Here is a 20195-nt window from a genome sequence, read left to right on the forward strand (position 1 = left end):
GGTAGCAGACATTGTTTTGCGTGCCTGCCGGCGAACGAGTCTGGTGGCGCACCGAAACGTGCACCGTGTGGCTGCGATCAGCGCGTGACGTGGCCGGCCACCCAGGCGTCCACTTGGCTCCACGTCTCCTCCAGCCAGGGGCCCAGTCGATCGGGTGGGGGCAGTTCCTCGGCGCGGACCATAACCGTGCGGACCAACAGCCGTCGGTTCATGGGCAGCTGCCACCACACGCGGGCGCGCCCGTCAGGTGAGAATCCGGTGTGCGTGAGCACGAGGACATTCGCCCGAGGCGCTCCGGACAACGCCGCGGCGGTGCCGCCGGTGCGCGGGGGCAGCGTGTATGTCTGGCGCCATGCCCGCCGGGCCTCACGCAGCCGGCCGGTCGAACGAAGCCGGATGACCGCCTCGCGCCACCGCGCCCAGGTGAAGTTCCCACCCTCGGGGAACAACAGCAGTGCCTGCCCGCCGACCATCGATCCGGCCAGATCGCGAATTTGCTTGCGCGCCTTGGCGCCTCGATGATGCAGAAAGCACAGGCAGCCGAGGTCGCCGACGAGGTCCAGGACGGGTTCGCAGCGCAGAAGCGACTTGAGCACGATGCGTAGCTGCAGGCCGTAGTGAATGTTGAGCAGCCACGCCACCAGCAGGGTGTCTCCCGGTCCGCAATGTCGCGAGAGCACGATCAGCGGCTCCTCGCGCGGGATCTGCTCCGGCGTCGGTGACGCATCGTCGAGTTGCACGTCGAGGTTGAGGGTGCGTTGCCCGACGGTGTGCGCCCTGTCGAGCACGTCGCGCACCAACCGGTCGCAGTCCTGACCGCCGCGCAGCAGCTGCCCCATCGCCCGCAGTTCCAGCAACGCATATGCCATCAGTACGCCCAGAGTCCGCACTGGCAGAGTCGACCTGGCGATTAATCCCGCAACGCCACCGATGGCCAGCAGCACCGGCCACGCCACGAGGATGCCGATCATCACCGCGGTGGCGACCGGCACCGTCACGACTCGACGCAGCAGCTTCATGGCAGCGCCTCCAGGTACTCACGGGTCGCGTCGTATGCGAGTTCGGCGCGCCGGGCGATGCGGCGGGTGTCGCGGTAGCGCAGATTCGACCAGGTTGCGGCGGCCCGCTGCGGTAGGCCGCTCGGCAGGACGTGTACAGCCACCTCGGGTCCGACCCGTTCCAGATCGCTGTGGAAGCGGTGCCTGCGCGATATCTCGAACGCGGTGAACCCGACCTCCCAGAGAAAACGCGGCGGTGCGAGTTCCTCTTCGAGCCGCCCGACATGCAACACCCAGATCGTGTCCGCGCCGTGTTGCACCGCGCGATCCAGCGGAATGCTGTTGACGAGGCCGCCGTCGAAAAAGTGCTCGTCGCCGATGCGCACCGGCGGGAAAACGCCGGGTAGCGCGCAGGACGCCAGAACAGGCTCGATCAGATCGCCGGTGTTGAACCAACGCTCACGCGCGCGCTCGATGCTGGCGGCGACGCATTCGAACGGCACCGCGAGCTCTTCGAAGGTTTGCGCGGGCAGCCAGCTGCGCAACATCCGGCGAAGCTCGGCGTTGTCGTGCAACGACGTTCTGCGCCGAACGACTTCGGCGAACCGCCGAAGCATCGAACCGTCGAACGCGCCCTCGTTCGGCAGTGCGTCCCAGAACCCCAACAACTCCTTCGCCCCGGCGGGCGTGGGGTCTGCCGCGAGCGCCGCGCCGTTGATCGCGCCGACTGACGTGCCGCACACCACGTCGGGTCGGATACCGGCGTCCAGCAGTGCGCTCGCCATGCCGGCCTCGGCGGCGCCGAGCAGACCGCCGCCGCCCAGCACGAACGCGTGGCATGACATATGCGAGGAATACCCACGACGCGGCGGTTTGTCGCGCATGACAGCATGGCGGGATGGCCTTGCCTCGTCGACTGTGTGTCCTGGCGGCGCTGACCACGCTAATGGCGGCCTGTTCGTCGCCGGCCCCACAACCTGCGCCGTCTGCGACGACACCGGCTCCGACAATTGCTGCGACCGTTGCGCCTGCGCCGGCGGCCGACCCTGCCGCGCCGGCGTGCGGCGACGGGCCTGCGCTGCTGGCGAGCATGACCACCCGCGACAAGCTGGCCCAGCTGTTGATGGTCGGGGTCACCGGCGCGGCCGACGCTCGCGCCGTCGTCGAGAACCACCACGTCGGTGGCATCTTCATCGGTAGCTGGACCGACCTGTCGATGCTGTCCGACGGCACGATCGCCAATATCGCCGAGACGGGTCCGCTGCCACTGGCGGTCAGTGTCGACGAGGAGGGCGGCCGAGTGGCCCGGCTTTCATCGCTGATCGGCAGCCAGCCGTCACCCCGCGTGCTCGCGGCCAGCCACACGCCAGAAGAGGTCTACAACATCGCGCTTGCGCGAGGCCAGGCGATGCGCAAGCTCGGCATCACCATCGATTTCGCACCCGTCGTCGACGTCACCAACGCGCCCGACGACACCGTGATCGGTGACCGCTCGTTCGGCGCCGACCCGGCGGCCGTCACGGACTACGCGGGCGCCTACGCCCGCGGGCTGCGCGACGCCGGCCTCCTGCCTGTACTCAAGCACTTCCCCGGCCACGGCCACGGTTCGGGCGACACACACACCGGAAGTGTCGTCACCCCGCCGCTGGCTGATCTGCAGGCAGGTGATCTGATCCCGTATCGCACGCTCACCACCCAGGGTCCGGTCGGCGTGATGGTGGGCCACATCGAGGTGCCCGGGCTGACCGGCAGTGACCCGGCCAGCCTGAGCCCTGCGGCCTACGCGCTGCTGCGCTCGGGTGACTACGGCGGTCCTGGCTTCACCGGCCCCGTGTTCACCGACGACCTGTCCAGCATGCAGGCCATCAGCGACCGGATGGGCGTCGCCGAGGCGGCCTTGCGCGGATTGCAGGCCGGTGCGGACATCGCGTTGTGGGTGACCACCGACGAGGTGCCTGCGGTGCTGGACCGGCTGGAAAAGGCGCTGGCCGCAGGCGAATTGACGATGCCGAGGGTCGACGCATCGGTGCTGCGGATGGCCGCGGTCAAGGGCCGCAATCCGCGCTGCTGACGGAGCCTGCCCGCGGTCCACGAATCGGCGCAACGCATCGAAAAGCGGTGCGGTCGTGCTTCACAGCGCGTACACGCGTTCGGCGTTGTGGACGCCGATCATGTCGACGATCCGGATCGCATCCTGCTCCGCGCAATCGCCAGTGCGGATCCAGCCGCCAAGCACCAGACCCATGGCGCGGCGCCACAACACCGAGCCGAGCAGATGCAGCTCGGGCGGTCCGAACGCATCAGAGGAAAACAGTTGCTTGGCGAACGGCGCCGTCTCCATCGCCTCGGCGACCACCGCGGTCGATCGCACACCCACATAGTTGATGGCAAGTCCCACATCGAAATTCACATGATCGAACGCCTGCGCCAGATAGCCGGCCTGGCGCTGGAACGGGTAGCAATGCAACAACAGCACCGGCACCGGCGTCATCGTCCGCAGCAGCGGTAGCAACAGCATCGGATCGGTGCGGTGCAGATCCAGATCCCGGTCACCGAATCCGACGTGTACCTGCACGGGCAGTCCATGATCGGCGGCCTCATGCACCGCGAACGCAATCAGCGCAGGGCTGTCCAAGCGTAACGGCGTCGGCCGCTCCGCAAGTTCGCGGGCGTGCGTGACCACCTCGTGGTCGGTTGGGCGCGACCAATCGATGTTGAAGGAGGTGCGATAGGCCGCAATTGTCTTGGTGCCCACCGTGTCCGGCGAGTCCGCGGCGTCCTGCAGAGCGGTACGAAAGGCGTCGGGGAACGACCCGGGGTCTGTCCCCGACTCCAGCAGGTCCTCGGCCAGCCGTTCCAACCGCAGGATCGTCGACGACGGCCTGCCGGACAGATCGCTGAGCCGCTCGGGGGTGGTGATGAGATCGCCTTTGAAGCCAGTATCGACGATCCATCGGGCGACGCCCGCCGGGGTGAGCATCACACGGGCCAACTCGTCGGGCGTCAGCTCGCTGCGGTGACGCCAATACGTATCGGCGTCGGCATGCGGTTCAAGCCCGAGCAGTGGTGCGCACCAGCGCCGGATCGCCAAGCCGAGCGGCGAGTCGAACTGCGTCATGAACGACGGCACCGGATCGATGGACCCCTCGTTGATCGACGCCTCGAAGCCCGCTCTGTCAACGGGCTTGTCGAAGGCGCCGTGGACGTGGTGGTCGATCAGCTGGATGCCGCGCAGATGGTCTGCCAATGCCTCGGGCACGTCGGCGTGCACGCCGGCGAAGACATCGGGTGGTTCACCAGCCGGCATACCGCGCGACTTCCGCATCGTCGACTTTCCCGGCGGCTGCGTCGGCGATCGCGTCGCCGAGGATCTGGGCTGCGGTATCTGCTTCCGCTTCGGTCAACACGAGCGGCGGCGTGATTTCCAGAACGTTGCCACCGACGTAGTACACCACCCCCAAGCTCCCAGGCGCGATAGACCACCTGCGCGGCGAATCGCGAGTCATAAATGTTTCACAATCTTCAAGATCAGCGCTAGAGACGGTGGGCACGGTCTACCAGAGCGTGGCCGCCGGGTTTCCTGCTGACCGAACTACTCGTGCCCCTCGTGATGGATGCGGTCGGGGAATCCGCACGCATCGGATGGCGCTGTGGGAGGACCAGCGCCGCACCGAACTACTGGGCTGACGTGGACAAATTCACGCTCTCGGCGCCGCAGCGTCACCTATTGCTTACCCTGGACTGATGGCCGGAGGCACCAAGCGTTTGCCGCGCGCCGTGCGCGAACAGCAGATGCTCGACGCCGCGGTGCAAATCTTCTCTGTCAACGGCTATCACGAGACCTCGATGGATGCGATCGCCGCCGAGGCCGAGATCTCCAAACCGATGCTGTATCTGTATTACGGCTCGAAGGAGGACTTGTTCGGCGCGTGCCTTGACCGTGAGCTGACGCGATTCGTCGACGACGTGCGCAGCAATATCGACTTCTCACAGAGCCCAAAAGACTTGCTGCGCAACGCCGTTCTCGCATTCCTGACCTACATCGACGCGAATCGGGCGTCGTGGATGGTGCTCTACACGCAGGCCACCAGCTCACAAGCATTCGCGCACACGGTGCGTGAGGGCCGCGAGCGGATCATCGACCTGGTCGGCAGGCTGCTGCGGTCGGGCACCCGACATCCCGAGCCGGACACCGACTTCGACATGATGGCCGTGGCACTGGTCGGTGCGGGTGAGGCCGTCGCCGCCCGGGTGAGCACCGGCGACGCCGACGTCGATGAAGCCGCCGAGTTGATGATCAACCTGTTCTGGCGCGGTCTGAAGGGCGCGCCCGCAGATCAGCCTGCACACCCAGCGGCCACCGGGTAGCACTGCATTGAGCAGCCGTCTGGTGTGGCGCAGCCTCGGCATGCTGCGATCGGTGCGCGGCCTAATTGGGGCGCTTGTGCTCCTCGGCATGGTCGCTTCGGCGTTGCCGTATGTCACCGCTGCCGCGTTCGGCCCCATGATGCAAGTGGTTGCCGATGCGGGCGCAAGCGGAAATCTCAGCACGGTATGGGATCTGCAGGGCCCGCTGGTCGCGCGCGAGGACGGCCTGTTGCGTGCGTTCGCGGGCCCCGTTCCGTTCGGGGTGCTGTTGGGAACGTGGGGGGTTTCTCTCGTTCTGACGCAGTTGATGTATCTGGTCAACGCGTCCGTGCGGGTGACGGCCCAACGGAAGCTCGTCACGGACATCCGGCAGCGGGTGCACGACCACATCCAGACGCTATCTCTTGATTTCTTCAGCGGGTCGAGCAGCGGTGCGCTGATCCCGCGGGTGACGACGGAATCCGCTGGCGTACAACGTCTTCTGATGGACTGCCTACTGGCACCACTGATCGATGCCTTCGTATTGGTCGCGGCCATCGCTTATCTGTTGGCGCTCTCGTGGCAGATGACCATCGCCGCATTGGCCCTCACACCGCTGGCGCTGCTCACCCTGAGGTTCGCCGGTCGCCATGTTCAGGCAGCGATCCACCGGGTGATAACAGCCGATCGCTTGATGTCCGCCGAGCTCGAGCAGACGGTGAACGGGATCGCCGAGATCCAAACGTTCAACGCGCAATCCATTCGCAGCAAGCGATTTCACGAAGCGTCGGAGACCGCCGCGAAGAACGACGCGACGAGCGTGGTCTGGATGCAGGCCACCGCGAACGGGTCTCAGATTTTCGTAGCGCTCAGCACCGTGGTGGTGTTGCTGGTCGGGGTCGGGTTCAGCTCGAGCTTTGGCCTTACCTTCGCCGGCCTGATGGTGTTCGCGGGAATGGTTCCGACGATGTTTGGTGCAGCGCAACGGGTGATGGGCGCATACACCACCTACCACTCGGTACTGCCGAGCGCAACGTCGACTTACGAACTGCTCGACACCCGACCGACAGTTCAGGACAGCCCTGAGGCCGTCACGCTCGGCGAGGTGCACGGCAACGTCGTGTTCGAGGACGTGACGTTCGGATACACCGACAGCCAAACGGTTCTCGAGGGGTTGACATTCTCGATCGCCGAAGGCGAAACGGTGGCGCTGGTGGGTGGCATCGGGTCCGGCAAGTCGACGGTGTTCAACCTCATGCTGCGGTTCCTCGATCCGCAGAGAGGCCGAATTCTGCTCGACGGCCACGACATCGCGGGGGTGACCACCGCGTCGTTGCGCGATCAGGTGTCCAAGCTTGCGCAGTTCCCGTTCTTCACCAAGGACACGATCCGCGAGAACATCCGATTGGCGCGACCGGACGCCAGCGACGCAGATGTCGAGCAGGCGTGTCAGCAGGCACATGTGCACACGGTCATCACCGATCCGATGAAGATGCACGACGGCTACGACACCGTGGTGGATGTGCAGGTGCCATCGGGCGGGCAGAAGCGACTGATCGCGTTGGCGCGCTGCCTATTGCGCAGGCCCGAGGTGTTGCTGCTCGACGAACCGACGGAGAACCTCGACGCCGACCAGCGGGCCAGGCTGACCGGAGTGATCCGCGAGTATGCCCGAGATCGCACGTGCTTGGTGATCAGTCATGACATGGACTTCATTGCCGCGGTGGCTGATCGAATTCTGGTGCTCGAGGACGGCCGCATCGCTCAGGTCGGTGATCACCGCACGCTGATCGCCGAAGGCGGCCTCTACAAGCGCTTGTACGAGGCGCAGAATGTCGATCCCGATCTGGTCTATCCGAGCGGCTAGGCTCTCGCCCGATGAACGTCATTGCATCTGTTGTTTGCATGGGGGCCCACATTCTCGATGTGCTTGTCCGTCCCGTCAGCGACATTCCGGCGGGGCAGGACACGGCGCTGGTCGAGCAGATCCGGATGACGGCGGCGGGGACGGCCGCGGGAACGGCGCTGACGTTCGCCAAGCTGGGGGCGGCGGTGCGGACGGCGGGGGCGATTGGGGTGGACCCCGCGGGGGATTTGTTGCTGTCGCTGCTGGGCCGCGCGGGCATCGACACCGGCCTGGTGGTCCGCAAACCTGATGCGCCGACGTCGATGTCGGTACTGCCGATCAGACCAAACGGTGAACGGCCTGCCCTGCACTTGCTCGGGGCCAATCTTTCGTACACGCTCGACGACGTCGACCGGGATGCGATCGCGGCGGCAGATCACCTCCATCTTGGTGGAACGGAGATGCTGGGGCCGGACTTCGCGAAGCGAGTCCTCAAGCACGCCAAGGATAATGGCGTCACGACCTCGGTCGACCTGATCGCACCAGGCGGCATGGGGACCTTTGATCTCATCGCGCCTGCGATGGAATACACGGACTATCTGCTGCCGAACGAGGATCAGGTACTCGGCTTCACGGGCGCCACAGATCTTGCCGAAGGGTCACGGAAACTCCTCGACGCAGGTGCAGGACTGTTGGCGATAACGTGCGGTGCCGACGGCGCGCTGATCGTCAACGCCGAAGGAACACAACATGTTCCGGCGTTCGCCATCGATGTGGTGGACACTACCGGATGCGGCGACGCATTCTCGGCTGGCTTCGTCTACGGCATGGGACTCGGAAGGGCGCCGCGTGATGCGGCGGTCCTCGGCACTGCGGTAGCCGCACTCGTCGCGCAGGGACTGGGCAGCGACCACGGCGACTTCGACCTCGCGGCCGCCGACGCGTTGGCGTAGCGCGCCATTGGTGGGCAAAAGGTTGAGTGCTTCCGCGTCGCCGTTAAATTGTTATCAGACCTTGCCTTCTGCGACACGTCGCATCGCAAGAATGCGATAGAAGCGCCGCTGGACGGAAAGGACGCAGTGACCGAGAAAGACCTTTACTCGTCGATTTTGAGCGTGTTGCAGTCGCACTTCGACAGCACCGGACGGCCACGGTCGGCGTCACACGCCGTGCAAGCTCATCAGATCGGCCAAGACGCCATAAATGACTGGCTGTCGGCGAAGCTGACCCCCGAGCGCCTGCAGATCGCTGGGACGGTGCGCGACTGAGCCTCGACGAGCTAGTGAGACTCCCCCTAGCACTGGGGATTGGATTGGTTATCCTGAGCCTGCCGGTCGTTGCGCCCGCGTGGGCGGATACCGCAACGCCGCTCGCCGGTCAGCCGGCACAGTGGATCATCGTCGGTGTGCCAGATGCACACGCGACATCCGGAACCCTTACCGCGTTCCAACGGGTCGGCCAGCAGTGGAAGGTGGCGTTGGGACCGGTGCCCGCCAAGGTAGGCGAGCTCGGTGTCGGTGCTCCAGGGGACGGTGTCCACCGCACTCCGGTGGGAACATTCAGATTCGACCAGGCGTTCGGCCGTCGACCCAATCCCGGAACCAAGATGCCGTATTTCCAAGCGACTCAACAGGACTGGTGGGATGAAGACGCTCGATCACCTAGCTACAACACCCACGTGCGTCGATCCGGCAGCCCCTCGTCCATCGCGGAAAATTTGTACGACTCCGGTCCGGTATATGACTACGCGGTGAACATCGCGGTGAATCCGCAACGCGTGCCCGGGCGGGTGTCCGGCATCTTTCTGCACGTGACAGATGGCAGTCCCACATGGGGATGTGTGGCTATCGGCCGTGATGAGATGCGCTCGGTGCTGAACTGGCTCGACCCCGCCGCATCACCGGAAATCACCATCGGCGTCGGTACCCCGTCGCTATAGTGCCGTCACCGTTCCCGTGAGGTGCGGGTCGCCCTTCTTCAGGTTGCGCAGCGTCAACTGCCAGCCGTCGGAGATCCGATCGACATACAAACCGGCCTGCGCCGGCAGCACCACCGGCTTGGCGAACCGCACCGAATACTTCACGGTATCCGGCAACTGACCCTCAATGTTCGCCAAAACAGCTGCAGCGCTGAACATTCCGTGGGCGATGACGCTGGGGAAGCCGAACAGCTTTGCGGCGATCGCATTGGTGTGGATCGGATTGTGATCTCCGCCGACCGAGGCGTAGTGGCGGATCTGTCCCGGCGTGATGCGCAGCACCGCATTGGGCGGTCCCGGCTTCGGCTGCTTCTGCGGTGGCGGCTTCGGCTCATCCGACAGGCTGGTCTTCTGCTGATGCAGGAACGTCGTCACTTGATGCCACGCCGTCTCGTTTCCGACATTGACATCGGTGACGATGTCGACCAACAGCCCGCGGCGATGCTCACGCAGGTTCTCCGCATGCGTACGCACCGAAACGGTGTCGGTCACCAGAATCGTCCGATGTTGCGTGATGTGGTTTTCGATGTGCACCGAACCCATTGCGGCGAACGGGAAGTCGAAGCCCGTCACCAGCGACATCACCGTCGGGAACGTCAACGCGAACGGGTACGTCAGCGGCACCGCATCGCCGAACCGCAACCCCGTCACGTTCGCGTACGCCGCCACGTTTGCAGGATCAATGCTCAACTCGTCGACCGTCAACGTGCGGTCGGGCAAGGTGTCGCCGCGTGGAACGAATGGCAGGGCTCCGGCCGCCGCGCGCACCAAGTTCATCAAACCTGACGGCTGCGTCACGCTCTCACGCCCCCAACCATGCCTGGCCGCATACCCGAATCGTGTTGCCGGTCACGGCGTTCGACGCCGGGCTCGCGAAATACGCGATGGTCTCGGCGACATCGACAGGCTTGCCGCCCTGATACAGCGAGTTCAGCCGCCGGCCCACCTCACGGGTGGCCACCGGGATCGCCTCGGTCATCTTCGTCTCGATGAAGCCGGGCGCCACGGCGTTTACGGTGATGCCCTTGTCGGAATACGCGGCCGCCAGTGAATCCGTCAACCCGATCATGCCGGCCTTGGTGGCCGCGTAGTTCGTCTGGCCGCGGTTGCCCGCGATGCCCGCCATCGACGACAGCCCGATCACCCGGCCACCCTCGCCGATAGTGCCGTTGCCCACCAAACCCTCGGTAAGCCGAAGCGGCGCAAGCAGATTCACCGCGACGACGGAATCCCACCGCGCCTCGTCCATGTTGGCCAGCAGCTTGTCACGGGTGATGCCGGCATTGTTGACCAGGATGTCGAGGCCGCTGCCGTGGTAGTGCTCACGCAAGTGTTCCGAGATCCGGTCGACAGCATCGTCGGCTGTCACGTCGAGCGTCAGCGCGGTCGCGCCGACCTTGGCCGCGGTCTCGCCGAGCGCGTCGGCGGCTCCTTCGACGTCGACGACCACCACGCTGGCCCCGTCACGGGCGAACACCTCGGCGATGGTAGCGCCGATGCCGCGTGCCGCGCCGGTGACGAGCGCGATTTTGCCGTCCAGCGGGCGGTCCCAATCGGCCGGAGGTGCCGAGTCCTGCGCCCCGACGCGGAACACCTGCCCGTCGACGTAGGCCGACTTGCCGGACAAAATGAACCGCACTGTCGACTCCAGCCCGGTCGCCGCGGGCTTGGCATCGGGCGACAGGTGCACCAAGTTCACCGTGGCACCACGCCGCAGTTCCTTGGCGAGCGACCGGGTGAACCCTTCGAGCGCCCGCTGGGCGATTCGTTCGTGGGCATTGTCGACGTGCTCGGGTGTCGTGCCGACGACGACGATGCGGCCCGACGCACCGAGGTTGCGCAGCAGCGGGGTGAAGAACTTGTACAAGGCCTTCAGCCCCGCGGGTTCCGTGATGCCGGTGGCGTCGAACACCAGACCTCCGAAAGAGTCGGCCCAGCGGCCGCCGAGGTTATTGGACACGACGTCGTAGTCCTCGGCCAGCGCGGCGCGTAGCGGCTCCACGACGCGGCCCTCGCCGCCGATCAGCAGCGTGCCTGCCAGCGGCGCATCGCCGGCCTTGTAGCGACGCAACGTCTCGGGCTGCGGGATGCCGAGTTGCTTGGCCAGGAACGATCCGGGCGCCGAGTGGACGATTTGCGAGTACAGATCCGTAGCCATGGGACGAACTTACTCCAGAGTAAGAAGGGTGCGTAATATGGGGCGCATGGCTAGTGATACCCACCGACGCGTCGCCATTCTCGGCGGCAACAGGATTCCCTTCGCACGGTCGGATGGCGCGTACGCAAACGCCTCCAATCAGGACATGTTCACCGCCGCGCTTGGCGGGCTCATCGACCGCTTCAACCTCGACGGCGAGAAGCTCGGTGCGGTGATCGGCGGCGCGGTGCTCAAGCACAGCCGCGACTTCAACCTGATGCGTGAGTGCGTCCTCGGCAGCTCGCTGTCGTCGTACACGCCCGCGTTCGACATTCAGCAGGCGTGCGGCACCGGACTGCAGGCGACCATCGCGGCCGCCGACGGGGTCGCCGCAGGCCGCTACGACGTGGCCGCCGCCGGTGGCGTGGACACCGCGTCGGATGCGCCGATCGCGTTCGGCGACGACCTACGCCGCGTACTGCTCGGGCTGCGCCGGTCGAAGTCCAACGTCGACCGCCTCAAGCTGGTCGGCAAGCTGCCCGCGGCGCTCGGCGTGGAAATCCCCGTCAACAGCGAGCCGCGCACCGGGCTGTCGATGGGCGAGCACCAGGCCATCACCGCCAAGGAAATGGGCATCAAGCGCGTCGAGCAGGACGAGTTGGCCGCGGCCAGCCACCGCAACATGGCCGCCGCCTACGACCGCGGATTCTTCGACGATCTGGTCACCCCGTTCCTCGGCGTGTACCGCGACAACAATCTGCGTGCCGATTCGTCGGTCGAGAAACTCGCGAAGCTGAAGCCGGTGTTCGGCGTGAAGGCCGGCGACGCGACGATGACGGCGGGCAACTCGACGCCGCTGACGGACGGCGCCTCAGTGAGCCTGCTCGCTACCGACGAGTGGGCCGCGCAGCACGGCATCGAGCCGCTGGCGTACTACGTCGACGCCGAGACTGCAGCGGTCGACTACGTCAACGGCAAGGACGGCCTTCTGATGGCGCCCACCTATGCGGTGCCGCGGCTGCTGGCCCGAAACGGCCTGAGCCTGGGCGACTTCGACTTCTACGAGATCCACGAGGCGTTCGCGTCGGTGGTACTCGCCCACCTGCAGGCGTGGGAGTCCGAGGAGTACTGCAAGGAGCGCCTCGGTCTGGATTCAGCGCTCGGCTCGATCGACCGGTCGAAGCTCAACGTCAACGGCTCGTCGCTGGCGGCGGGTCACCCGTTCGCAGCGACAGGCGGACGAATCGTGGCGCAGTTGGCCAAGCAGCTGGCGGAGAAGAAGAAGGAGACCGGTCAGCCGGTCCGCGGTCTGATTTCGATCTGCGCAGCGGGTGGGCAGGGCGTCGCGGCGATCCTCGAGGCCTAGAAAATAATTTTCGCAGGCATGTAACGCGCCCCCGGCAGTGGTCGATAGACCCGATAGCTCCGTGTTGCCGTCTGACCCCCCGACCCGACGGCAACACGGGGCTCTTATTTTCTGGGCCCGAGTGCTTCGATGGGGACATGCAAATCAGCCTCAGCCTCGTCGGATTACTCAGCGATACCGGCGGCTCGCCCGTCGACGCGACCATCAAGAGCCTCGCCCTGCTGCGCGACGAGGGGTTCCGCAGAGTCTGGATGGCCCAGCTGCCCTACGACCCGGATCTGCTGACCATCCTGGCGGTCGCCCTGCATGAGGTCGACACCATCGAGGTGGGCTCCGGCGTGGTGCCGATTCAGGTCCAGCACCCGACGTCGTTGGCCCAGCGGGCGCTGACGCTCAATGCGATCGCAGGTGGCCGCTTCAGCCTCGGGGTCGGGATGAGCCACAAGATGGTCACCGAGCAGATGTGGGGCATCTCGTATGAGAAGCCGCTGCGGCGGATGCGTGAGTACCTCGACGGCCTGCTGCCGCTTCTTTCCGGCCAACCCGCGGACGCGGTAGGCGAGACGGTGACCACGCGCGGGTCGCTGCAGATTCCCGGGGCGCCCGTGCCCGATGTTTACATCGCCGCGCTGGGCCCGCAGATGCTGAAGCTCGCGGGCCGTCGCACAGCAGGCACGCTGACGTGGATGACGGGCCCCAAGACGCTCGCCGAACATGTCAGCCCGACGCTGCGCGACGCCGCAGAGGAGGCGGGACGTGCGCAGTCAGATGTGCGTGTCGCCGCGTCGCTGCCGGTGGCCGTCACCGACGACGTCGACGAGGCTCGGGCAAGGGCCGCACAAGAGTTCGCGATCTACGGCCAGCTGCCGTCATACCGCGCGATGCTCGACCGCGAGGGTTATGCGGGGCCGGAGGACGCCGCGATCATCGGCGACGAGAAGACGGTTTCCGACCGCCTCGACGAAGTCGCCGCATCAGGCGTCGACGAGTTCGCGGCCGTCACCTTCGACCCCTCTCCGGAGGGGCGTGCACGCACCCGCGCGCTGCTGCGAACCAGGGACAGGTGAGGCCCAAATTTCCTCTGGTGTGGCCGCAATCACAGGCGTACGATCGAGCGCACGACGGGTTCGGGAGTGACCAATCCAAAGTGCCGGCAAGAGGTGAAAGCCGGACGCGCGAGAATAATGAGACGCCCTCAAGTGTCCTCCCGAACCCGCCCTTTTTGTCTGTAGGACGGTGTGGCTAGCCCCACCTGACATCCGCCAGACACTCGGGGTTGGCGGTTCGGCCGTCCAGGTTGCTGCAGCTAGGCCAGCAGCGGCGCGAGCTCGCTGCGCGGCACTGAAACCTGATGCGGTCCGCTGTTGTCGGGGACCACCGCATCCTCACCGAAGAAGAAGATGACCGCATCGTCGGTGATCGCGAAGTTCCGGTACGTGTTGGCGTCCAGGTCGTCGCGTACGGGAGTAGACCGGTGTTTCCCCAACTCGCGCTGCACGATCGGGTTCAACACGCCAAGCGGGTGGTGTCCGGCTTGAACAGCGCGTCGAAGGTGATCGGCGCGCGCTTGCTCAAGTCGTAGTTGAATGTCTTGTAGTAGGTATTCGGGTGGTCCTCATGGGAAAAGCCGGTGTCGTCGTCGATGTCCAGCACGAGGCTCACGGTGCCGGACGACCGGTACGTCTTCGCGCTGACGTCGTGCATGTAGGGCCGGTTGCGGCCGTCCGGCGCGAACTTAGCAAGCCAGTCGAGGAAGTCAGCGCGGTCCTGTGTCAGGTAGTCACTCACTGCCTGCTGGTCGGGGTAGTCGAGCGGGAAACTCATGCCGAGCGTGTATTCCGGGGTGGTGGTGTGGACCTGGCAGATGCCGTCGGCGTCGACCGTTCCGCCGAGTGCGTCGCACCCCGATTGCGCACCGGCCGCGGGGGTCGGCGCTATTGCGATGACGGCCGCGACGGCGAGCGCCGCTATTAGGTTGCGGTTACGCAACTTTGGTGCCATATCGGTTTCCCGTTGTTGATTGTGGTTGACGGTTACTTCTCGGGATAGAGCTGTGCGTCGCTGACGCCGCCGCCGTTGATCGGTGGGCCGAGAAGCACGGTGGAGGTGTTGGCCGCCGGATCGTACGTCAGCAGCGACGTGGTACCACCGCAGCCGACCTTGCCGAGTATGAGCAACTTGTCGCCGGTCGCGCCCGCAACGATGACGCTCTCGGACACGCCGGGGATGTGTACGCGCGTGGTGTGCATGTCGGGCGTCAAGCGGGAGAGGAACATCGTGCCGCACGCGCCAGCAGACTGCAGGAAAGTGCCGCTAGGCAGCTGCCAGGCGACGTCGTCGCCGATGTCCCCGCCGAAGCCGGGATCGTCCTCCTGACCAGAGTTGACGGCGGTCAGCGCGGTCGGCGTCGCACCATCGACGGGTACCTTCCAGAGCTGGCTGCCCGCGTCGTTCTCGCAGCGGGCGAGGATCACGGTCGAGGTCCACCACCGCACAGGCGTGCATTCGGTTTTCGGCACCGGCGTCGGCAACGTTCGGGTGATCTTTCCGTCATTGCTCATCACAACGAGGCTGTTGTCGGCCTTGGTGTAGCCGTCGCTGCCGACGTTCGCGGTCCCGAGCACGAGCAGCGTGCCGTCGGGCGACTGGAGGTAGCCGCCGCTGAAGTGACCCGCGCCGCCCAGCTGGTCTGTCGGATACGACTGCTGCTCGTTGCCGGCAAGGTCGACCCGCTTCAGCGTTCCCGGCTTGGTTCGGTCGTTGTCGGTGGCGATCAGCAGAGCGTTGCCGTCGGTGCGGGTGTATTGGGCGTACCCCGTGATGGGAAGTGTGGTCTGTGCGCCGCTGTGCAGATCGATCGACACGAGTGACGATGACGACGCGCCCGGCTCGTACTTCTCTGGCTTGATCAGCGCGTGGCTGCCATCGCCGGACCAGTCGACCAACTGGGGGTCCGCGCCCGGGGCGAAGTTGGTGATCGAGTAGCGGTTGCCTTGCGGGTCAACGAGATACAGCGTCGTGGTGGCCACATCGGGAGCTGGCTCGTTGGGTGCCCGGTCGCTGCCGGGCCTGACCGGGGTGACCGGATTCCACATCGCGAGCATCCAACCCTGGCCGACCTTCCCCCATGGCACGTTGCCGATCGCGGCCTCGGTTCCGTGTGCGACGGCAGGTGCGGCGGACGCGGCCTTCGACGTCGGCGTCACAGCGCTGTTGGCCGTGCTCTGCGCCGCCGTCGAACCGTTCGACGACGAGCATCCGGCGAGCGTCACTGCCGCCGCGGCGACGAGCCCGACGGTGATCCGAGATCGCTTCACGTTGGTTCCTTTGCGAAGAATGTGGTGGGAGGTCAAGGCTTTTCGGCTCATCGCTGCACCGAAAGTTTCACTACGCGGCCATTGCCGTTGTCGGTCACGTAGACAGTGCCGTTGGCGTCAACGGAGAGACTCTGCGGGAGGTTGAGACCGCTGAACGGCAGCGCGGCCGGGGTGTTCGACCCGGCAGCCAGTTTCAGCACCCGGTTGTTGCCGCGGTCGGCGACGTACAGGTCGCCCACGGAGTCGAGTGCGACTCCAGCGGGATCGTCGAGTCCTGTGAACGGCAGCGCGGTGGCGGAGTTTTCAGCGGCGGCCAGTTTCAGCACCCGGTTGTTGCCGCTGTCGACGACGTAGACGTTGCCTGCGGGGTCGACGGCGACTCCCTGGGGATCGCGCAAATCATCGAATGGCAGCGCAATCGGGGTGGCCGCCCCTGCGGCCAGCTTCCATACGCGGTTGCCATCCCAGTCGCTGATGTACAGATCGCCCGTGGCGTCCACTGCGACACTCGTGGGGTATTCGACGCCGGCCAATGGCAGCGGAGCCGGATTCGTCGCCCCGGCAGCCAGTTTCAGCACCTGATGGTTGTCGAAGTCGGTGACGTAGAGGTTGCCTGCGCTGTCCACCGCCGTACTGCCGGCATCGGTCTTGTCCGAGAAGGGCAGCGGCGCAGGAGCATCGGCGCCTGCTGCGAGCTTCCACACCCGGTGATCACCCTCGCCGCTGATGTAGAGGTTGCCGGAGGTGTCCGCCGAGACTCCGTTGGCGTAGCGGAGTGGAGTGAACGGCAGCTCACTCGAGTTCTTGGCGCCCGCCTGCAGCTTCTCTACCTTGTGCTTGGAGAGGTCGGTGATGTAGAGGTCGCCCGACGGACTCACGGCCAAACCGGCGTTCTCGTTGGAGGAACTGAAGAATGGCAGTTTGGTCGGCGCGGTCGCGTTCGGCGTCAGCTTCAGCACCGCATCGGGATTCGGCTGCAGGACATACACGTTGTTCTGTCGGTCGACACCGACGGCGATGGGGTTGTGAAGAGTGCCGAATGGGAGCACCGTGGGGCCACTCGCGCCCGCAGCGAGTTTCAGCACGCGGTTGGCATCGTGGTCAACGACGTAGACGGCATTCGCAGCGTCGACGGCGACCGCGGCGGGGCCGTGCAATGTGCCTAACGGCAGCACGCTTGCGATGCTCGCCCCCGGGGCGAGCTTGAGTACCCGGCGATTGCTGTAGTCAGCGACGTAGACGTTGCCCTCCGCGTCCACGGCCACTCCGTCGGGATCCGTGAGACCACGCAGCGGCAGCGCAGTCAGCTTGTCCGCGCCCGCCGCAAGCTTCCACAGCCGGTCGTTGCCGTTGTCGGCGACGTAGACATTGCCTGCGCTGTCAACTGCCACGCCAGTGGGAGCCGAAAGGCCCGTCGACGGAAGGGGAGTCGGTGCGTCGGCTCCCGCCGCGAGCTTCAAGAGCTGGTGACTGGCATGGTCGGCGATGTAGAGGTTGCCGGCCGCGTCGACCGCTGCGCCGTAGGGCTTGTCAACGTGTGCGAACGGCAGCACGGCCTGAGATGCGTACGACACGGCGCGTGTTTGGGATGCGCGAGCCGAAACCATCGCCTTGATGCTCATCGCAGCGGCGATCGCCACGATGACGAGCAGGCCGATAACGAGTGCGACCTTCACGCCACGGTTCGTCCGCCGAACCGGCGGCGAAGCTGGGGTCATTGCGATGTCCTTCCAACGAATGTGTCTTTGTTGCGGCAAGAGTGCCGAGACGGCCTTGGAGGTTTCTTGGTGCTGTGTCGTACGTAGTGTGCGTCGCACGTCAGGCCGGGTTGAATAGGGAAATTTTCCCCATGATCGCGGCTTTGCGGCCGCCAAGAATTCGTCAAGCGCCACCGTGAATGGTGTTTCCAACGCAAACACCGACCGGTAAGGAAACCAACACATGTTCAGCCCAAGAATCGCCAAGCCCGCCATCGCGGCAGGCATGATCGGCCTGGCCACCCTGCTCACCGCGGGCACGGCCAACGCGCAGACGGCCGACGATCAGTTCTTCGATGCCCTGCAACAGCAGGGCATCGGCTTCGGCAGCCCGGACTCGGCCATGAAGGTCGCGCATCACGCGTGCGACGCGCTCGATGCAGGCATGGAGCCAAGCGACATCAGCAGCAACATCGCGGCCGCGAACGGCGGCGTCGATCGGCAGACCGCATTGGTCATCGTTGTCGACGCGGCGATGGCGTACTGCCCGCAGTTCGTGCATCAGATGTCGAACGGCGCGACGGTAGTCGGCCCAAATCACTGACGCGCCAACGCAAAAGGCCCCGGGAAGAGTCCGGGGCCTGTCGCGTACGAAGCGGGTTTAGAAAGCCGCCTCGTCGAGTTCCATGATTTCGTTGTCGAGGGTGTCGATCACCGCGCGAGTGCTGGTGAGCAGCGGCAGCATGTTCTTCGCGAAGAACGACGCCACCGCGATCTTGCCCTCGTAGAAGGCGCGATCGTCACCGCTGGCCCCGGCGTCGAGCGCCTCGATGGCGACGGCGGCCTGCTGCTGCAGCAGCCAACCGATAACGAGGTCACCGACGCTCATCAGGAAGCGGACCGAACCCAGGCCAACCTTGTACAGCTCGGCCGGGTTTTCCTGCGCGCCCATCAGGTAGCCGGTCAGCGTGGCGGCCATGCCTTGCACGTCCTCCAGCGCGGTGGCCAGCAGCGCGCGCTCGGCCTTGAGCCGGCCGTTGCCCGCCTCGTTCTTGACGAACTGCTCGACCTGGCCGGCCACGTAGGCCAGCGCCTGACCCTTGTCGCGGACGAGCTTGCGGAAGAAGAAGTCCTGCGCCTGGATGGCCGTGGTGCCCTCGTACAGCGAGTCGATCTTGGCGTCACGGATGTACTGCTCGATCGGGTAGTCCTGCAGGAAGCCGGACCCACCGAAGGTCTGCAGGCTCTCGGTGAGCTTGGCGTACGCCTGCTCCGAGCCCACACCCTTGACGAGCGGGAGCATCAGGTCGTTGACCCGCACGGCCAGTTCGGCGTCCACATCGTGCAGCGCCTTGGCGACCGCGGAGTCCTGGAACGTCGCGGTGTACAGGTACAGCGCGCGCAGACCCTCGGCGTAAGCCTTCTGCGTCATCAGCGACCGGCGCACGTCCGGGTGATGCGTGATGGTCACGCGCGGCGCGGTCTTGTCCGTCATCTGGGTCAAATCGGCGCCCTGCACACGCTCCTTGGCGTACTCGAGCGCGTTCAGGTAACCGGTGGACAAGGTCGCAATGGCCTTGGTGCCCACCATCATTCGAGCCTGCTCGATGACGTCGAACATCTGCGCGATGCCGTCGTGCACCTCGCCGACCAACCAGCCAACGGCGGGCACGCCGTGCTGGCCGAGTGACAGCTCACAGGTGGCCGAGACCTTCAGGCCCATCTTGTGCTCGACGTTGGTGACGAAGACACCGTTGCGCTCGCCGGGCTCGCCGGTTTCGGGGTCGAAATGGAACTTCGGCACGAAGAACAGCGACAGTCCCTTGGTGCCGGGACCGGCACCCTCGGGGCGGGCCAGCACCAGGTGCATGATGTTCTCGCCGATGTCGTCGGCGTCGCCGGAAGTGATGAAGCGCTTCACGCCGTCGATGTGCCAGGTGCCGTCGGGCTGCTGCACTGCCTTGGTCCGCCCGGCGCCGACGTCGGAGCCCGCGTCGGGCTCGGTGAGCACCATGGTCGCGGTCCAGCCGCGCTCGGCGGCCAGCACGGCCCACTTCTTCTGCTCATCGGTGCCGAGGTTCCACAGGATCTGGGCCATGCCCGCACCCATCGCATACATGTACGCGGCCGGGTTGGCGCCGAGCACGTGCTCGATCAGGGCCCACTGCAGTGCGCGGGGCATCGGCATGCCGCCGAGCTCCTCGACAAGGCCGATCTTGTCCCAGCCGCCGTCGAGCAGCGCGCGCATTGACTTCTTGAACGGCTCGGGAAGCTTCACCTCATGGGTGTTGGGGTCGAACACCGGGGGATTGCGGTCTGAGTCGACGAACGATTCTGCGATCGGGCCCTCGGCCAGCCGGGCCATCTCGCCCAGCATCTCGGTCGCGGTGTCGGTGTCCAGGTCGGTGTATGCGCCCTCACCGAGCGCTTTGTCCACACCGAAGACCTCGAACAGGTTGAATACCTGGTCACGGACGTTGCTCTTATAGTGGCTCACAGTTCCTCCTCG

Annotated in this window: 20 protein-coding genes; 9 read left to right on the forward strand and 11 right to left on the reverse strand. The window is 65.7% G+C overall.

Going from position 1 to position 20195, the window contains the following annotated elements; all coding sequences use genetic code 11:
- Window positions 1-77: 77 nt before the first annotated feature.
- Both MYCSM_RS00915 and MYCSM_RS00920 read right to left on the reverse strand, forming a co-directional pair.
- On the reverse strand, window positions 78-1019 hold the full coding sequence (locus tag MYCSM_RS00915) for a lysophospholipid acyltransferase family protein (protein WP_015304238.1): 942 nt from the start codon (window positions 1017-1019) through the stop codon (window positions 78-80).
- On the reverse strand, window positions 1016-1882 hold the full coding sequence (locus MYCSM_RS00920) for a patatin-like phospholipase family protein (RefSeq protein ID WP_232425699.1): 867 nt from the start codon (window positions 1880-1882) through the stop codon (window positions 1016-1018). Before MYCSM_RS00920 ends, MYCSM_RS00915 begins: the two co-directional genes overlap by 4 nt.
- A gap of 14 nt (window positions 1883-1896) precedes the next feature.
- On the opposite strand from MYCSM_RS00920, the gene MYCSM_RS00925 reads away from it, so the two are divergent.
- On the forward strand, window positions 1897-3069 hold the full coding sequence (locus tag MYCSM_RS00925; RefSeq protein ID WP_015304240.1) for a glycoside hydrolase family 3 N-terminal domain-containing protein: 1173 nt from the start codon (window positions 1897-1899) through the stop codon (window positions 3067-3069).
- A 60-nt stretch (window positions 3070-3129) separates the two neighbouring features.
- On the opposite strand, the gene MYCSM_RS00930 is transcribed toward MYCSM_RS00925, so the two are convergent.
- Window positions 3130-4305, reverse strand: a complete 1176-nt coding sequence (locus tag MYCSM_RS00930) for an amidohydrolase family protein (protein ID WP_041311132.1) — start codon at window positions 4303-4305, stop codon at window positions 3130-3132.
- Window positions 4292-4453, reverse strand: a complete 162-nt coding sequence (locus tag MYCSM_RS35645; protein ID WP_232425700.1) for a hypothetical protein — start codon at window positions 4451-4453, stop codon at window positions 4292-4294. Before MYCSM_RS35645 ends, MYCSM_RS00930 begins: the two co-directional genes overlap by 14 nt.
- Window positions 4454-4742: 289 nt before the next feature.
- Here MYCSM_RS35645 and MYCSM_RS00935 point away from each other — a divergent pair, with 289 nt between their 5' ends.
- The 5 genes from MYCSM_RS00935 to MYCSM_RS00955 all read left to right on the forward strand — a co-directional run bounded on the left by MYCSM_RS00935 (window position 4743) and on the right by MYCSM_RS00955 (window position 9130).
- Window positions 4743-5366, forward strand: coding sequence for a TetR/AcrR family transcriptional regulator (locus MYCSM_RS00935; protein WP_015304242.1), 624 nt, complete (start codon window positions 4743-4745; stop codon window positions 5364-5366).
- A 7-nt stretch (window positions 5367-5373) separates the two neighbouring features.
- The gene (locus tag MYCSM_RS00940) at window positions 5374-7212 is read left to right on the forward strand and encodes an ABC transporter ATP-binding protein (protein ID WP_232425701.1); all 1839 of its coding nucleotides are present in this window, start codon (window positions 5374-5376) and stop codon (window positions 7210-7212) included.
- Window positions 7213-7223: 11 nt separating this feature from the next.
- Window positions 7224-8144, forward strand: a complete 921-nt coding sequence (locus tag MYCSM_RS00945; protein ID WP_015304244.1) for a carbohydrate kinase family protein — start codon at window positions 7224-7226, stop codon at window positions 8142-8144.
- A gap of 126 nt (window positions 8145-8270) precedes the next feature.
- Window positions 8271-8459 (forward strand): hypothetical protein, encoded by a 189-nt coding sequence (locus MYCSM_RS00950; protein WP_015304245.1) that lies wholly within the window; start codon window positions 8271-8273, stop codon window positions 8457-8459.
- Between the two features lie 44 nt (window positions 8460-8503).
- Window positions 8504-9130, forward strand: a complete 627-nt coding sequence (locus tag MYCSM_RS00955; RefSeq protein ID WP_232425702.1) for a L,D-transpeptidase family protein — start codon at window positions 8504-8506, stop codon at window positions 9128-9130.
- Here the strand turns inward: MYCSM_RS00955 and MYCSM_RS00960 are convergent.
- Together MYCSM_RS00960 and MYCSM_RS00965 are read right to left on the reverse strand one after the other, a co-directional pair.
- Entirely contained in the window at window positions 9125-9967 is an 843-nt protein-coding gene (locus MYCSM_RS00960) for a MaoC/PaaZ C-terminal domain-containing protein (RefSeq protein WP_198344986.1), read from the reverse strand. The two genes, MYCSM_RS00955 and MYCSM_RS00960, sit on opposite strands and share 6 nt — an antisense overlap.
- 4 nt (window positions 9968-9971) lie before the next feature.
- Window positions 9972-11327 (reverse strand): 3-oxoacyl-ACP reductase, encoded by a 1356-nt coding sequence (locus tag MYCSM_RS00965; RefSeq protein ID WP_015304248.1) that lies wholly within the window; start codon window positions 11325-11327, stop codon window positions 9972-9974.
- Window positions 11328-11364: 37 nt separating this feature from the next.
- Between MYCSM_RS00965 and MYCSM_RS00970 the strand changes: the two genes are divergently transcribed.
- Window positions 11365-12672, forward strand: a complete 1308-nt coding sequence (locus MYCSM_RS00970; protein WP_015304249.1) for an acetyl-CoA C-acetyltransferase — start codon at window positions 11365-11367, stop codon at window positions 12670-12672.
- A 137-nt stretch (window positions 12673-12809) separates the two neighbouring features.
- The gene (locus MYCSM_RS00975) at window positions 12810-13739 is read left to right on the forward strand and encodes a TIGR03564 family F420-dependent LLM class oxidoreductase (RefSeq protein ID WP_015304250.1); all 930 of its coding nucleotides are present in this window, start codon (window positions 12810-12812) and stop codon (window positions 13737-13739) included.
- A 239-nt stretch (window positions 13740-13978) separates the two neighbouring features.
- Here the strand turns inward: MYCSM_RS00975 and MYCSM_RS37990 are convergent, their stop codons facing one another.
- The 4 genes from MYCSM_RS37990 to MYCSM_RS35125 are packed head-to-tail and all read right to left on the reverse strand — an operon-like array spanning window position 13979 to window position 17707.
- A complete protein-coding gene (locus tag MYCSM_RS37990; RefSeq protein ID WP_051073687.1) occupies window positions 13979-14185 on the reverse strand; it encodes an RsiV family protein in 207 nt (68 codons plus the stop codon).
- Complete coding sequence (locus MYCSM_RS00980; protein ID WP_051073688.1) at window positions 14179-14673, reverse strand: hypothetical protein; 495 nt, start codon at window positions 14671-14673, stop codon at window positions 14179-14181. The genes MYCSM_RS37990 and MYCSM_RS00980 overlap by 7 nt, the downstream gene beginning before the upstream one ends.
- A gap of 32 nt (window positions 14674-14705) precedes the next feature.
- Window positions 14706-15989, reverse strand: a complete 1284-nt coding sequence (locus MYCSM_RS00985; protein WP_041311144.1) for a hypothetical protein — start codon at window positions 15987-15989, stop codon at window positions 14706-14708.
- A 47-nt stretch (window positions 15990-16036) separates the two neighbouring features.
- Entirely contained in the window at window positions 16037-17707 is a 1671-nt protein-coding gene (locus MYCSM_RS35125) for an NHL repeat-containing protein (protein ID WP_015304252.1), read from the reverse strand.
- Window positions 17708-17930: 223 nt separating this feature from the next.
- Here MYCSM_RS35125 and MYCSM_RS01000 point away from each other — a divergent pair, with 223 nt between their 5' ends.
- On the forward strand, window positions 17931-18290 hold the full coding sequence (locus MYCSM_RS01000; RefSeq protein ID WP_015304253.1) for a DUF732 domain-containing protein: 360 nt from the start codon (window positions 17931-17933) through the stop codon (window positions 18288-18290).
- Window positions 18291-18347: 57 nt separating this feature from the next.
- Here MYCSM_RS01000 and MYCSM_RS01005 read toward each other — a convergent pair whose 3' ends face one another.
- Window positions 18348-20183: an acyl-CoA dehydrogenase gene (locus MYCSM_RS01005; protein ID WP_015304254.1), complete on the reverse strand. Its 1836-nt coding sequence runs from the start codon at window positions 20181-20183 to the stop codon at window positions 18348-18350.
- Between the last annotated feature and the right edge of the window lie 12 nt (window positions 20184-20195).

This window comes from Mycobacterium sp. JS623 (genome assembly GCF_000328565.1).
Taxonomy (GTDB): Bacteria; Actinomycetota; Actinomycetes; order Mycobacteriales; family Mycobacteriaceae; genus Mycobacterium.

What these genes read in the sequence shown, in the direction of transcription:
- MYCSM_RS00915 (WP_015304238.1), bottom strand. Translation starts at nt 1,019, where the DNA reads ATGAAGCTGCTGCGTCGAGTCGTGACGGTGCCGGTCGCCACCGCGGTG.
- MYCSM_RS00920 (WP_232425699.1), bottom strand. Translation starts at nt 1,882, where the DNA reads ATGCGCGACAAACCGCCGCGTCGTGGGTATTCCTCGCATATGTCATGC.
- MYCSM_RS00925 (WP_015304240.1), top strand. Translation starts at nt 1,897, where the DNA reads ATGGCCTTGCCTCGTCGACTGTGTGTCCTGGCGGCGCTGACCACGCTA.
- MYCSM_RS00930 (WP_041311132.1), bottom strand. Translation starts at nt 4,305, where the DNA reads ATGCCGGCTGGTGAACCACCCGATGTCTTCGCCGGCGTGCACGCCGAC.
- MYCSM_RS00935 (WP_015304242.1), top strand. Translation starts at nt 4,743, where the DNA reads ATGGCCGGAGGCACCAAGCGTTTGCCGCGCGCCGTGCGCGAACAGCAG.
- MYCSM_RS00945 (WP_015304244.1), top strand. Translation starts at nt 7,224, where the DNA reads ATGAACGTCATTGCATCTGTTGTTTGCATGGGGGCCCACATTCTCGAT.
- MYCSM_RS00965 (WP_015304248.1), bottom strand. Translation starts at nt 11,327, where the DNA reads ATGGCTACGGATCTGTACTCGCAAATCGTCCACTCGGCGCCCGGATCG.
- MYCSM_RS00970 (WP_015304249.1), top strand. Translation starts at nt 11,365, where the DNA reads ATGGGGCGCATGGCTAGTGATACCCACCGACGCGTCGCCATTCTCGGC.
- MYCSM_RS00975 (WP_015304250.1), top strand. Translation starts at nt 12,810, where the DNA reads ATGCAAATCAGCCTCAGCCTCGTCGGATTACTCAGCGATACCGGCGGC.
- MYCSM_RS00980 (WP_051073688.1), bottom strand. Translation starts at nt 14,673, where the DNA reads ATGGCACCAAAGTTGCGTAACCGCAACCTAATAGCGGCGCTCGCCGTC.
- MYCSM_RS35125 (WP_015304252.1), bottom strand. Translation starts at nt 17,707, where the DNA reads ATGACCCCAGCTTCGCCGCCGGTTCGGCGGACGAACCGTGGCGTGAAG.
- MYCSM_RS01000 (WP_015304253.1), top strand. Translation starts at nt 17,931, where the DNA reads ATGTTCAGCCCAAGAATCGCCAAGCCCGCCATCGCGGCAGGCATGATC.